The 12,084-nt window shown below is 62.1% G+C and carries 16 protein-coding genes; 14 read left to right on the top strand and 2 right to left on the bottom strand.

Going from position 1 to position 12,084, the window contains the following annotated elements:
• The coding region (locus tag E5W70_RS10080; RefSeq protein ID WP_292657150.1) for an FdhF/YdeP family oxidoreductase at nt 1-1,693 on the bottom strand (1,693 nt) is incomplete at its 3' end.
• 145 nt (nt 1,694-1,838) lie between these two features.
• Here E5W70_RS10080 and E5W70_RS10075 point away from each other — a divergent pair.
• The 5 genes from E5W70_RS10075 (at nt 1,839) to E5W70_RS10055 (ending at nt 3,367) form a co-directional block, all read left to right on the top strand.
• Entirely contained in the window at nt 1,839-2,057 is a 219-nt protein-coding gene (locus E5W70_RS10075; RefSeq protein ID WP_254818791.1) for a hypothetical protein, read from the top strand.
• Nucleotides 2,058-2,135: 78 nt separating this feature from the next.
• Nucleotides 2,136-2,522: a GFA family protein gene (locus E5W70_RS10070; RefSeq protein ID WP_292657145.1), complete on the top strand. Its 387-nt coding sequence runs from the start codon at nt 2,136-2,138 to the stop codon at nt 2,520-2,522.
• Nucleotides 2,523-2,670: 148 nt separating this feature from the next.
• On the top strand, nt 2,671-2,829 hold the full coding sequence (locus E5W70_RS10065) for a hypothetical protein (protein WP_292657142.1): 159 nt from the start codon (nt 2,671-2,673) through the stop codon (nt 2,827-2,829).
• A gap of 136 nt (nt 2,830-2,965) precedes the next feature.
• Nucleotides 2,966-3,145, top strand: coding sequence for a hypothetical protein (locus tag E5W70_RS10060; protein ID WP_292657139.1), 180 nt, complete (start codon nt 2,966-2,968; stop codon nt 3,143-3,145).
• A gap of 3 nt (nt 3,146-3,148) precedes the next feature.
• Nucleotides 3,149-3,367: a hypothetical protein gene (locus tag E5W70_RS10055; protein ID WP_292657136.1), complete on the top strand. Its 219-nt coding sequence runs from the start codon at nt 3,149-3,151 to the stop codon at nt 3,365-3,367.
• Nucleotides 3,368-3,411: 44 nt separating this feature from the next.
• Here E5W70_RS10055 and E5W70_RS10050 read toward each other — a convergent pair whose 3' ends face one another.
• On the bottom strand, nt 3,412-3,903 hold the full coding sequence (locus tag E5W70_RS10050) for a hypothetical protein (RefSeq protein ID WP_292657134.1): 492 nt from the start codon (nt 3,901-3,903) through the stop codon (nt 3,412-3,414).
• 214 nt (nt 3,904-4,117) lie between these two features.
• Here E5W70_RS10050 and E5W70_RS10045 point away from each other — a divergent pair, with 214 nt between their 5' ends.
• The 9 genes from E5W70_RS10045 (at nt 4,118) to E5W70_RS10005 (ending at nt 11,955) form a co-directional block, all read left to right on the top strand.
• Nucleotides 4,118-4,834 carry a GntR family transcriptional regulator gene (locus E5W70_RS10045; RefSeq protein WP_292657131.1) on the top strand — a complete coding sequence of 239 codons (717 nt, stop codon included), beginning with the start codon at nt 4,118-4,120 and terminating at the stop codon, nt 4,832-4,834.
• Complete coding sequence (locus E5W70_RS10040; RefSeq protein ID WP_292657129.1) at nt 4,834-5,928, top strand: LLM class flavin-dependent oxidoreductase; 1,095 nt, start codon at nt 4,834-4,836, stop codon at nt 5,926-5,928. Before E5W70_RS10045 ends, E5W70_RS10040 begins: the two co-directional genes overlap by 1 nt.
• 29 nt (nt 5,929-5,957) lie before the next feature.
• The gene (locus E5W70_RS10035; RefSeq protein WP_292657126.1) at nt 5,958-6,473 is read left to right on the top strand and encodes a flavin reductase family protein; all 516 of its coding nucleotides are present in this window, start codon (nt 5,958-5,960) and stop codon (nt 6,471-6,473) included.
• 89 nt (nt 6,474-6,562) lie between these two features.
• Nucleotides 6,563-7,540, top strand: coding sequence for a TRAP transporter substrate-binding protein DctP (gene dctP, locus E5W70_RS10030; RefSeq protein WP_292657123.1), 978 nt, complete (start codon nt 6,563-6,565; stop codon nt 7,538-7,540).
• A gap of 78 nt (nt 7,541-7,618) precedes the next feature.
• The gene (locus E5W70_RS10025; RefSeq protein WP_292657120.1) at nt 7,619-8,131 is read left to right on the top strand and encodes a TRAP transporter small permease; all 513 of its coding nucleotides are present in this window, start codon (nt 7,619-7,621) and stop codon (nt 8,129-8,131) included.
• A gap of 3 nt (nt 8,132-8,134) precedes the next feature.
• The gene (locus tag E5W70_RS10020; protein ID WP_254818782.1) at nt 8,135-9,445 is read left to right on the top strand and encodes a TRAP transporter large permease subunit; all 1,311 of its coding nucleotides are present in this window, start codon (nt 8,135-8,137) and stop codon (nt 9,443-9,445) included.
• Between the two features lie 26 nt (nt 9,446-9,471).
• Nucleotides 9,472-10,185 carry a hypothetical protein gene (locus E5W70_RS10015; RefSeq protein WP_292657115.1) on the top strand — a complete coding sequence of 238 codons (714 nt, stop codon included), beginning with the start codon at nt 9,472-9,474 and terminating at the stop codon, nt 10,183-10,185.
• A 42-nt stretch (nt 10,186-10,227) separates the two neighbouring features.
• Entirely contained in the window at nt 10,228-10,986 is a 759-nt protein-coding gene (locus E5W70_RS10010) for an aldolase/citrate lyase family protein (protein ID WP_292657112.1), read from the top strand.
• A gap of 12 nt (nt 10,987-10,998) precedes the next feature.
• Complete coding sequence (locus E5W70_RS10005) at nt 10,999-11,955, top strand: C-terminal binding protein (RefSeq protein WP_292657109.1); 957 nt, start codon at nt 10,999-11,001, stop codon at nt 11,953-11,955.
• The last annotated feature ends 129 nt before the right edge of the window (nt 11,956-12,084 follow it).

The following is a 12,084-nucleotide window of genomic DNA, read 5'->3' as shown; positions in this document are numbered from 1 at the left end:
GTTCGGCGACGATCCTGGGCTCGGAAAGCAGATGCGGCGAAGCCGGAGGTCGCGATCCGAACGAGCCGTGGATACAGGCGGTGGAATCCTCTGTCGACACCCTTTGGTCGCCGCTCGCCTGATGATCTCTTTCCAGCCGTGACAGGCAAGGCAGCAAATAGGTTGTCCGCCCGGCGATCAGGTGGCTGCGGTTGAGCTTGGTCGCAATCTCGACATGCAGGTCGAGCCCACGCCAGGCTTTCTCGACCAGGCCGGTCTCCGGAACGGCCCGCACGAAATTGCCGCCCAGCCCAACGAAGCCGTTGACCGATCCGTCGATGACCCCTTCGCAGGTCTCGACCGTATCGAGACCTTTCTCGCGCGGCGGTTCAAAGGCGTAGAATTCGGCGAACTTGTCGAGCGGGACGAGCTCGGGTTTTTCCGATATGCCGACCGTGCGCTGCCCCTGGACGTTGGAATGGCCGCGCAGCGGTGAGATGCCGGCGCCGGGTTTTCCGATATTGCCGCGCATCATCAAAAGGTTGCACAGCATCTGGACGTTCTCGGTGCCGTGCCGATGCTGGGTCAGGCCCATGCCGTAATTGCCGACCACCGCGTTGGCATGGCTGTAGACCTCGGCGACATGCTCCAGATCGGCCTGCGCAATGCCGGATCGCGCGACGATATCGCTCCACTGGGTGTTGCGCAGGAAGGCTTCGAACTCGGCGAAGCCATGCGTGTGCTCGGCGATAAAAGCCGTATCGAGGGCACGCGTCCTGCCGCTTTCGCGGGCGGCATCGTCGAGCGCCAGCAACGCCTTGGCGATACCCGTCATCGCTGCGATGTCGCCGCCCGAACGAACCTGGAAGAAGTCGCTGGACATTTTGGTGCCCGGTCCGGGCGACAGCATGTCGAGGGGGTTTTGCGGATTCTTGAAGCGCTTCAGTCCCCGCTCGGGCAAGGGATTGAAAGTGAAGACGGGCACGTTGCGTTGACGTGCCTCCTGCAGCGGATGCAGCAGGCGCGGCGCCGTCACCCCGGTGTTATGCCCGAAGAAGAACATCATGTCGCATTTCGCAAAGTCTTCGAGCTGCACGGTCCCGACTGGCGAACCGATCGATTCGGGCAAGCCGACCGACGTCGATTCATGACACATGTTGGACGAATCGGGCAGGTTCGAAGACCCATAGATCCGCGCAAAAAGCTGGTACATGAACGAGGCCTCGAGCGAGGCGCGGCCGGATGTGTAGAACACCACCGATTTGGGATCGAGCCGACGCAGTTCGGCAGCTATGTCGCGGAACGCATCGTCCCAGGAAACCGGCTCGTAACGGTCGGTGGCGGCGTTGTAGCGCATGGGTGCGGTAAGCCTGCCCTGCTTCTCCAGATCGTGGTCCGGCCAATCGAGCAATTCCGCCACCGAGTGCTCGGCGAAGAATGCGGGTTCGCAGCGCTGCTTGGTCTGGTCCCACATCGTCGCCTTGGCGCCGTTTTCACAAAATTCGAAAGGCCTCGGCTGGGCCGGCTTTGCCCATGAGCAAGATACGCACATATAGCCGTCGGCCTTGTTCTGCTTGAGCAGCGTGCTCCATATCCCCGACAATAGCAGGCCTTCGCCGCGCGCCTTGCGGACCAGGGATTTGAGCGATCCCCAGCCGCCGGTCGGGTGGTCGTATTTCTTGGTTTCGATGCGATCGGTTACCGCGGGTTTCATGCAAGCCACTCCCTATAGAAGAGCACTCATACGAACCCGCCGTGAGGCTGAATGTTCCCGGCCGGCTCCGTCCCGTCACGCCGTCCGTCTAACCGGAACCATTTCCGCCATCGTTTGTTCGGCTCGATGAAAGGAGCCGTGCGAAATGGAGCGACGTAACGCGTTAATTGCGATGGTGATTTCGGCCATCATCATCGTCGGCTTTCTCATAGGCTTTTTGTACGGCGACATGGGCTGGCAGACTTCGCCGCTCAAACGAGCCCCTGAGCAGAACCAGGGTGGCAATGCTCCGGCCGATACCTCGCCTGCCGCAGGCATCAAGAAGAACCCCAAGGAAAATACCGAAATGCCAGGCCAGCAATGAAGGCCGGTCCGGCAATGAAGTTAGCCAATGCCACGAACTGAAACGGGTTCCTGTTTTTGCGGCGCCATAACGGCGCAAATGCGCGGCGAGCCGTTCTGGGTTTGCTCCGATCACGATGACGACTGTCGCAAGGCGATGGGAAGCCCACTAACGGTGTGGGTCGGTTATCGGCCCTCTGAATTCACAGTGCTCACCGGCACACCGAAGACCTTTTCGAAAACCCCCGGCGTGCTCCGGTCCTTCTGCGCGGATTGCGGAACATCGATCGGCTATATCGACCAGGGCCTGCCCGACGAACTCTATCTGGCGATCGGCTTTCTCGATCACCCCGAACGCTTTCCGCCACAGGCCCACGCATATTGGGACATGAGGCTGCCCTGGGTCGACTTTCCAGATGAGCTGCCGCGGGTGGGGACGTATTCGAGGCGGCGAGATCCGGCCTTCGGAAATCCGGCGGAACGCTAGCTTTCGATCCCTTCGCTGGTTGGAAAACGTGCCATTCTGGCTTCGTACGAAAACGACGATTGGCGCGCGGCTGAAAACGCGCGATCATGTGCCAATGGGCCGCCGCTTGGATGACAAGCTCGATTGCAAGGCGTGCGGGACGATCCTGATGGAGATTCCCGACAACCCGAAGGATTCGACGCCGATCTATTGCAGCAGTTGCGGCGCCTATCTCGGCGAATGGGGCGATCTGCAGGAGGATTTCTTCAGGCAGGCTTTCGGCGCCCAGGCCTTCGATCTGAACAACGGAAACATCATCAAGAAATAGTCCTGGATTATGCCGGCCTCCCGCCGGCCAAGCCACGGCCTGTGGACCCGGCTCCTTGCGGCAACCGCCCTTCGTATCGGACCCTCGGGAACCTTTCTCCCGAGCCGCTTGTTTGGGTGGCGGAAGGAGACACGCCATGAGCACAAAACCTCCCCCTGTGCCGCCGAAGAATCTGAGCCCAAAGGGCGCCGGTGACAAAAAATCGGTAGCAGCCGACCAGGCACCGCAATCTGCCGTTCCAGATCCCGACAAGCAGGGCCAGCAAGGCAACACGAAGGTCAACACCACCCATCAAGGCAACGTTCAAGATCGCTAGGTCATGTCCACGTCGAAGAAAACTCCTGCCAGCATCCGCCAAGGCGGTCCTGGCGCCGCGCACGAAAACGCCAAGAAGCCGCTGAGCGTAGAAAAGCCGCCGGCCGAATCCGACCGGCGCAGCCACAGCAAGGTCTCCGGCGGCGGCGGCGAACGCGACAGCCATCATACCCACGACCCTGAAAAGAAAGGCGACACTCGGCCCGCGCATCAGGGCAAGTGAAATCGGGTGGCGACGCGAAAGGTAGGTAGAGCTCGAGCGAAATGTCAGCGGGGACGGCGCGCCGAGGCGAACGGCACGACATTGTCGACATTTGCCACCGGCAAATCGAACAGCATCGGGAGCCCCCGCGTCGCGGCCATTTCCACGATCAGCTCTTCGATGGAGTGATTGGTCAGACCGGTCTCGACGCCCAGCCGGATCATCGCCGCCAGCTTGTGCACCGGCACCGGCACGGACTTCGCTCGGTCGTTGAGCAACCTGCTGATTTCGATCACGACGTCTGCGTCGATATCCCTAGGCAAGTCTCGCATAAGCGCCTCCCCGCCAAACGAAAAGCCCGCCGCACCTTTCGATACGGCGGGCGATCCAGCAGTGCGTACCGGCGAGGGGATCGGGTGGGCGTGCCGGCGCGCGCAGATCGCAAGTATTTTACTTAAATCCGACAGCTTCGATGTGTCACGGAAAAACGTCTGTACGTTTTTTACCGAACCGAGCGGATCGTTAGCTGTCCCCGCCGTCGCGCGGCGTGGCAGCACGGATGACGCGCTCCGCACCCTCCGGACGGCGAGCCCAAAACAGTATACATTATAAACTTAAAACATCTTGCCAGGCGATCCAGCCTGTGCTCCACTTCGCGTTGGAACATGGCCCGCAGGTCGAATTCTATCGATATGTGGCTGCATTTCAACGGATCACTGCGAGAACACCAGCCTCAAACGATATACGAAATCTTCGCATGGGAAGGCGCGGATGACGGAAACGATAGAGCTCAAACGGGTTGGCGAAGGCAATCTGCGTGCCCAAGTCTATCAACAAATCCGGCTGACGATACAGCATGGCGAATTGGCGCCTGGCCAGAAGCTCGTCGATGTCGACATTGCCGCCCAGCTCGGCATTTCCAGAATGCCTGTCCGCGACGCCTTGATGCAGTTGGTGCATGAGGGCTACCTCGTCGGCACCACACGCGGCTTCACGCTGCCCACGCTTACCGCGACGGATGTCGCCGACATCTTTGAGGTCCGCCGCTTGCTCGAGCCGCGTGCCGCCGCACACGCTGCGCGCACACTTGACGCCGCTGGCCTCAAGACGCTGGCAGCCGCGCTTCGGGAGGCGGAGGCAGCGGCCGCCGCCGGCGATGCCGACCGCTTTTTCCAGGCCAATTCGGCATTCAGGAATTGTTGGCTCGGTGCCGTCGAGAACGAGCGCCTTTCACAAACGATTGCCCGCTTCGCCGACCACGTGCTCGTCGTCCGCTTAAGGACGCTGTCGCACCAGCCAACGCAGGCCGTCGTCGTGGCCGGCATGCGCGCCATCTACGAGGCATTCGTCAAGCGCGACGCCGTCGCCGCTTACGACTGCATGACCCACTTCATTCAGAACGCCGAGGAGCGTTTCATGAAGCTGAGCCCACCGCTTCAACATTCCAGCGGTGAAGGTGAGAGCATGTCGCGGCGGGGGAAATCATGATGAGGAAGCAGCACCCGCTGAAAGGGCCGAACAGGTTCAAGCTCGGCGTCTTTTCCATGAACGCCGATGGCGGCCTGGCAATGACCACCGTCCCCGAGCGCTGGCGCGCTCGCTGGGAAGACAACCTCAACTCCGCCTGTATCGCCGATCGCGCCGGCCTCGAGTTTCTGCTGCCGATCGCCCGTTGGCGCGGCTTCGGCGGTTTGACGCATGTGCGGGAATGGTCGTTCGAGACTTTCACCTGGGCGGCGGGCCTTGCAGTCGCCACCGAAAACATCGGCCTGTTCATGACGGTGCATGTGCCGCTGGTTCACCCGCTGCAGGCTGCAAAAGCGCTGGCGACGGTCGACCACATCTCCAACGGGCGTGCCGGCTTGAACATCGTCTGCGGCTGGAACCCGGACGAGTTCGCCATGTTCGGGCAGACGGTCGGCGAGCGGACCTACGATCAGGCCGAGGAATGGATCAACATCATCGTGCGTGCCTATCAATCCAGGGAGCCGTTCGACTTCAGCGGCGAGTTCTATGATCTGAAGGGTGTCGTCAGCCGGCCGCCAAGCCTGCAGGCGCCGCGACCGGTGACCATGAACGCCGCCTTCGGCGCGCCGGGGCGCAACTATGCGGCGCGCCACTGCGATTATTTGTTCTCGACTTTTTCCGAAATCGCCGACGGCCGTGCGCATGTGGTCGACATCACCAACCGAGCGGCCGAGGTCGGACGCGAAGTCGGTGTCTATACGGTCTGTCACGTCGTTTGCCGGGAGACCCAGCAGGAAGCCGAGGACTACTACCGGTACTACGCGCTGGAATGCGCGGACGAGGGCGCGGTCGACGAGCATATGCGCAAGAAGAAGGAATTCGCGAACTCGCACGACGCGAAGGCCTTCACCGAGTATCGGCAAAGGTTCGCCGGCGGTGCTGGGACGTTCCCGCTCATCGGCACGCCGGAAAAGATCGTCGACGACCTCACCGAGATCATGGACCAGGGTTACTCCGGCGCCGCCCTCACATTCGTCAACTACACCTACGAACTGCCTTTCTTCTGCGACCGCGTGCTGCCGCTGATGCGCCAGGCCGGGCTTCGAGTAAATTGATGCCGGCGGCCGCCATACGGACGCCGTGGGTGGATGGGCACGACGCCGTCAATCCGCGCGCGTTCAAGCAGGCTATGCGAGCCGTGGCGGGCTCCGTCGCCATCCTCGCCTCGGAGCATGACGAGATCGGCTTTTGCGGCATCACGGCGACGGCCCTCTGCTCGTTCAGCGCCGAGCCGCCTTCGCTGCTGGCCTGCGTCAACCGCGGCAGCACCTTTGCCTCAGCCATTCGCGAAGGCTTGCCTTTTTCGGTCAATCTTCCCGCCGGCGACCAGGAGAACGTTGTGCGTGCCTTTGGCGGCATGACCAAAGCCAAGGGCGCCGCGCGGTTCTCGTCCGGATCATGGGTGCGCGGCGAAACCGGCGCGCCCTTGCTTGTCGGCGCGCGGGCGATGTTCGAATGCCGGGTCGCCGAAATCATTGAGCGGGCGTCGCACATGATCGTCATCGGCATCGTCTCAGGCGTTGCGCTCGATCGCGCTGACCGATCGCCGGTCTTCTACGCGCATGGGCGGTTCCTGACAGTAGGAGATGATGTCAACTAACCGCCGTTCGTGTGGCGGCGCAGCGTGCAATTTCAGATCGGCCCGATGATGGGCCCCGGCGAAGTGAATCTATCAGAGGGAGTACGGCAATGCGCATTTGGAAATCCCTTGTTCTGGCGGCACTCATGTCGGGTGTGGCGGGTATCGCCACGGCCGAAGAAGTCGTCCTCAACGCCGTGCATTTCACGCCGACGCAGAACGGCTACGCCCAGAGCTTCCTGAAGTTCGTTCAGAAGGTGAACGAAAAGGGCAAGGGCGTGGTCCAGATCAACGTGCGTGGCGGGCCGGAGGTCATTCCACCGATCCAGCAGGGCGCGGCGCTCAGGAGCGGCCTGATCGATGTGATCGACACACCGGCAGGGCAGTTCCTCGAACTCGTGCCCGAAGGCGAGGTTTTCTCAGCATCGACGAAGACGCCGTGGGAGATTCGCGAGAATGGCGGCTGGGACTTCATCAGCGGGATTTTCGAGAAGAAGGCCAATGCCCATCTGCTGGCGCATGTCGACGCGGGCTCGGGCTTCAACGTCTTCACCATCGATGAACCCAAGCTCAATAGCGAAGGCAGCATTGACTGGGGCGGCCTGAAGATACGTTCGTCGCCGCTCTATCGCGATTTCCTCGAATCCCTGGGCGCGACTGTGATCGTGCAAGCGCCGGGGGACGTCTATACCTCGCTCGAGCGCGGCGTCGTCAATGCCAACGCCTATACCGTATTTGGCTATGCGTCCTTCGGCTGGGACAAATTCACCAAATACCGTGTCGATCCGCAATTCTTCAAAACCGACGTGCTGATCTCGATCAACAAGGCGAAATGGGACACGCTGTCGCCCGAGGCGCAGAAGCTGCTTGCCGACACGGCCGTCGAATACGAGCGCGCGAGCTATGACGCCAACCTTGCCGAGTCCGAAAAGCAGGCACAGGCGATGATCGACGGCGGGCAGAAGGTTGTCAGCTTGACCGGCGCCGGCCGCGACAAATTCCTGGCGGCTGCCACGCAGGCGAGCTGGGCGAGAATGGCCAAACGCGATCCCACCAACATCGATCAGTTGAAGAAATTCTTCCAATAGCCCGAGCCGAGGGTGCCTTGTGCGCCCTCCATCAAAGCTGGGCCAAGGGGGCAAAGGTGGACGTGAGGGTCGTCGGACATGGACAGATTGTTTGCAGCGATTGGGAAGCTGAGCCTTGCGTTGGCGGCGGCGGCAAAAGTGGTGCTTGGCCTCATCATCGTCGCGGTGGTCGCTGATGTATGCGTCCGCAATCTGGGCCTGAGGCCGCTTGCCTGGGCAGTATCCGCGACGGAATACGGTCTGCTCTACGCGGCATTTCTGCCGATGCCCTGGCTGGTCCACAGCAAGGGCCATGTCTTCGTCGAGTTCCTGCGCAAGGCGCTGCCCGTGCGGGCACGGGCGGTGCTTGAAAAGCTGGTCTATCTCGCCTGCATTGCCGTCAGCCTCTACCTTGGCAGCGTCGCTCTGTCTTCCCTGACAAGTGCCGTTGCGGGCGGCGAATATGAAACGCGCAGTTTCGATATGCCGAAATGGCTGGTCTTTCTGCCCATCATGCTCGCCTTCTACCTCTCGGCGCTGGAATGGCTCAGATATTTGCTCGGCCGTGACACGCTGTACACGCTCGATCCTCTGGGAATGGAAGGGCTCTGACCGGTGGCCTGGCTGTTTCCATTCGCCGTGCTCGTCGGCACCATCCTGGTGTTGATGGGGCTTGGGCTGCCGGTCGCCTTCGCGTTCTTCGTCACCAATGTGATCGGGCTGTATCTGTTCTTCGGCGGCTCGATCGGCGTGACGCAGATGGTCGCCAACTTCTCCGACGCTGTCTCGACCTATGCGCTTGCGCCGCTGCCGATGTTTCTTGTCATGGGCAGCCTGTTCTTCCGCTCCGGCCTCGGCGAGAAGGTCATCTACGCGCTCGACCTGTGCATCGGCAATCTGCGGGGACGCCTCGCCTATGTCGTCCTCGCCGCCGGCACGATCTTTTCCGCGCTGTCAGGTTCGAGCCTCGCCAATACCGGCATGATGGGCTCGCTGATGGTGCCCGAGATGCTGAAGCGGGGTTACAAGCCGCATATGGCCTACGGCCCGGTGCTTGGCGCCGGAAGCCTTGCCGTCATCATCCCGCCGTCCTCGCTGGCCGTCTTGCTCGGCTCGCTTGCCCAGATCGACGTCGGCGCGCTGCTCATAGCAGGGGCTTTGCCTGGACTGCTGCTCGTTGTCATGTACGCGGCCCTGATTTTCGCACAGACGAAGATCGATCCGGACGCCGCTCCGCACTATCCGGTACCCGCCGTCCCTGCGGCCGAGAAGGTGAGGGCGGTCGCCGTCAACATCATTCCGATGAGCGTCATCGTGTTCATGGTGGTCGGCACGATCATCCTTGGAATAGCGACCCCGACCGAGTCGGCAGGCCTTGGCTGTGCCGCCGTCTTCGCCTTGTTGTTTGTCTACCGGCGGTTCAGCTGGTCGGTGGTCTGGAAGTCGCTGGACGATGCGATGAAGGTCACGGGCATGACCTTCCTGATCATCTCGGCTTCGACGACGTTCTCGCAGATATTCGCCTTCTCCGGCGCCTCCAACGGCTTTATCCAGTTCATCGTGGGCTACGATCTTGGACCGTATCCCATGCTGCTCATGATGGTGCTCGTCATCCTGCTGCTCGGCATGTTCATGGATCAGGTCTCGATGATGCTGATCACGCTGCCGATCTTCCTGCCGATCGCCCAGCAATTCGGCTACGAGCCGGTATGGTTCGGGCTGATCCTGCTGCTCGCCTACGAGGTCGGCTTCACCACGCCGCCCTTTGGTCTGCTGCTGTTCATCATGATCGGCGTTGCGCCGAAAGGCACGTCGCTCAAAACGGTGGCCATGTCAGCGGCGCCTTACATCGCGCTGACGCTTTTGCTGATCCTGCTGATTGTCCTCTTTCCGCAGATCGCTCTCTTTCTTCCGAATTTGATCTAGTCGAACTCGATCCAGCAGGTGTCCACATGCGCTTCGCCTATCTTGCTTTCTTCCATGATGACCGCGAGGCAAATTTGGCCATCGCCGGTGAAGATGTTGACGCTGTGCGGCGTGTGATCGCGTCAACGCCGGGCCTTGCGCTTGCAAACATCTATCTGCCCGAAGTGGCGACGGACATGTTCAACGACGATGGTCCACCGCCGGTCTTTGGCTTCCAGCTCTATTTCGACGAATTGGCGGACCTGGAGGCGGCGCTGGCGCCGTCCGGCCATCTGCAGGCGCTTGCCGCGCCGGATATGCTGTCGAGCATCGCCGGTTCGAGGCCGACGCAACAGGCAATGTGCGTGCGTCCGTTTCCCGTCGATGACGCTGGCGTCAAGACGTCCGGGCTCCCCTGCAGCTATCTTGTCCACTATCCCGGGCCGGCCGAAGACATGAAGGTCTGGCTTTACCACTATGTGACGCATCATCCGCAATTGATGCGGGGCTTCCCCGGCATTCGCCACATCGAGGTTCTGTCGCGACTGGATTGGTGCGGTTCGCTGCCCTGGCCGCGGATCGACCATATGCAGCGCAATCGCGTCATGTTCGACAGTCCCGCGGCATTGACGCACGCGCTGCAATCGCCGGCGCGGCTGGAGATGCGCGCCGACTACAAGACCTTCCCGCCGTTTTCAGGCGGCAGCCGGCATTTCCCGATGTCGACGGAAGCCGTGCATCCTTCGTCAAGGGCCACATAGCGCAAACAGATTTTGCCGACGCCGAAAATTTCTGGAGATTTCATGTACGACTTTCGCAAGAAATGTATCTCTCTCGATCGCCTCATCGGCACCTTCTGCGCCATCCCGCATCCGGTGGCGGTCGAAGTGGCGGCCGACAGCGGGGTCGATTTCCTGTGCATCGACTGGGAGCATTCGCAGATCGGCCGCGAACGGCTCGAGGATCTGATCCGCGCCGCTGATGTCCACAAGGTTCCCGCGATGGTGCGCGTTCCCGGCCACACGCCGGAGTGGATCGCGGCCGCGCTCGACGCCGGCGCGTCGGGGGTCCTGGTGCCGCGCGTCTCGACGGCCGAGCAAGCCCGCATGGCGGTCATGGCCTGCCGTTACCCGCCGGTCGGCGCACGCGGCGTCGGCCCGGGCCGCGCCGCCGGTTATGGCTACAGGATTCCGGACTACCTCAAATCGGCCAACGAGGTCCTGACCGTCGCCATCCAGGTTGAGACGGCAGAGGGCCTCGCCAACATCGACGACATCGTCCAGGTCGACGGCGTCGACGTGGTCTTCATTGGCCCCGGCGACCTGTCGGTCTCGATCGACGCCATGGGGCCGGCCGGCCAGGACAAGCTCAATGCCGCCATCGTCAGGATTGCGGCCGCGGCGCGCGCGGCCCGCAAGGCCGTCGGCATCTTTCGCCCTTCGGCGGATGATGTCGGCAAATGGTCGCGGCACGGCATCAGCTTCTACATGCTCGCCAGCGACACGATGTTTCTCGGCGCCGGCCTTGCCGCCGGTGTCGTCTCGGCGCGCAGCGCCTCATAGCAAGAGTCTGGCATGAAGATCATTAAGACCGACGGTGTGCTGTCAGTCGAGGAGGAGCAGCTGCGCTACCTCGACGGCTTGAACGCCGAGTTTGTCGAAAAGACGCTGCTCACGGAAGATGCCCTGATCGAACACTGCCGCGATGCCGACGCATTGATGGTATTGCGGGAGCCGATCACGGCTCGCGTTTTGGCGGAACTGAAGCGGCTCAAGGTCATCGGACGGTTCGGCGTAGGGCTCGACTCGATCGACGTCGAGGCCGCCAGCCGTGCCGGTGTTCAGGTAACCTACGTGCCGGACGCCAATCTGGTGGAAGTCAGCACCCACGCCATGGCCCTGATCCTGGCCCTGACGCGCAGGCTGAAGCAGTTCGACAGCGCGGTGCGCGCTGGCCGCTGGGCTGCAATGACCGATGGCGCCGGCATCATGCGGCCCGACAGGCAGATCCTCGGCTTGATCGGCTTCGGCCAGATCGGGCGGCTGACTGCCGAGCGGGCGCGGGTCTTCGGCTATCATATCATCGCCTACGACCCGCATATGCCGGCAGAGCGCATTGCGGCCGGCGGTGCCGAACCGGTCGGCTTCGACGAGCTGCTGGCCAGGGCCGACATCGTCTCGCTGCACGTCCCCGCGACACCGGAGACCAGAAACATCATGTCGGCGGAAGCGCTGTCGCGGATGAAGGAAGGGGCGATACTCATCAACGTGTCCCGCGGCGGCCTGGTCGACGAGGTCGCATTGGCGGACGCGATCCGGAGCGGCCATCTGGCAGGCGCCGGCATCGACACGTTCGAGCGGGAGCCGCCTTCGCCCGACAATCCGCTGCTGGCGCTGGACACCGTCCTGGTCAGTCCACACGCGGCGCACTACTCGACCCAGTCTTACGCGGAGGTTCGCAACAAGGTATTTGCCGATGTCGCATCGGTCCTGCGCGGCGGCAAGCCGGTATATCCGGTCAATCGGATATGACCAATTCCCGATGTCGGCACCGCTCAAACGCCTGCTGGAACTTCCACCCTCAACATTCCGGAGTAGGCGCCGTCGGCGAAGCTGCCGATCTCCCCCCTTGCGGGGGAGATGCCCGGCAGGGCAGAGGGG

This window comes from Mesorhizobium sp. (assembly GCF_005063415.1).
Classification (GTDB): domain Bacteria; phylum Pseudomonadota; class Alphaproteobacteria; order Rhizobiales; family Rhizobiaceae; genus Mesorhizobium.
This window is presented reverse-complemented; position numbering and strand designations above follow the sequence as displayed.